Source organism: Pseudomonas sp. NPDC087626, assembly GCF_044743405.1.
Classification (GTDB): Bacteria; Pseudomonadota; Gammaproteobacteria; order Pseudomonadales; family Pseudomonadaceae; genus Aquipseudomonas.
In genome coordinates, this window is the sequence record NZ_JBIUWJ010000073.1 from 1 (window position 1) to 1,028 (window position 1,028).

The window sequence follows — 1,028 nt, forward strand, 5'->3', positions numbered from 1 at the left end:
TGTTGGTAGTGATCGAGCATCATCTTGTGGGTTTCACGGCCGACGCCGGACTTCTTGTAGCCACCGAACGCGGCGTGCGCCGGGTACAGGTGGTAGCAATTGGTCCACACGCGACCGGCCTTGATCGCTCGGCCCATGCGGTAGGCGCGGTTGATGTCGCGGGTCCAGAGACCGGCACCGAGGCCGAACTCGGTGTCGTTGGCAATGGCCAGGGCTTCGGCTTCGTCCTTGAAGGTGGTGATGCTCACCACTGGACCGAAGATTTCTTCCTGGAACACGCGCATTTTGTTGGTGCCCTTGAGCAAGGTCGGCTGGATGTAATAGCCGGTCGCCAGGTTACCCTCGAGTTTTTCCACCTTGCCACCGGTCAGCAGCTCGGCGCCTTCGCCCTTGGCGATCTCCAGGTAGGAGAGAATCTTGTCGAATTGCTGCTCGGAAGCCTGGGCGCCGACCATGGTGTCGGTGTCGAGCGGGTCGCCGCGCTTGATTTGCAGGACCTTCTTCATCACGACTTTCATGAAGTCGTCGTAGATCGACTCTTGCACCAGGGCGCGAGACGGGCAGGTGCAGACTTCACCCTGGTTGAAGAACGCCAGCACCAGGCCTTCGGCGGCTTTTTCGATGAACGATTCTTCGGCTTGCATGATGTCGGCGAAGAAGATGTTCGGCGACTTGCCGCCCAGTTCCACGGTCGACGGAATGATGTTTTCGGCGGCGCATTTCATGATGTGCGAGCCGACCGGGGTCGAGCCGGTGAACGCGATCTTGGCGATGCGTTTGCTGGTGGCCAGGGCTTCGCCGGCTTCTTTGCCGAACCCTTGCACCACGTTCAACACGCCCGGTGGCAGCAGGTCGCCGATCAGTTCCAGCAGCACGCTGATGCCCAGCGGCGTTTGTTCGGCCGGCTTGAGCACCACGCAGTTACCGGCAGCCAGGGCCGGCGCGAGTTTCCAGGCGGCCATCAGGATCGGGAAGTTCCACGGGATGATCTGGCCGACCACGCCCAGCGGTTCGTGGAAGTGATAGGC

General features: G+C 61.3%; 1 protein-coding gene. It reads right to left on the reverse strand.

Annotated elements, in window-relative coordinates:
- The coding region (locus ACIOVD_RS27875; protein ID WP_401131388.1) for an aldehyde dehydrogenase family protein at nt 1-1,028 on the reverse strand (1,028 nt) is incomplete at both ends.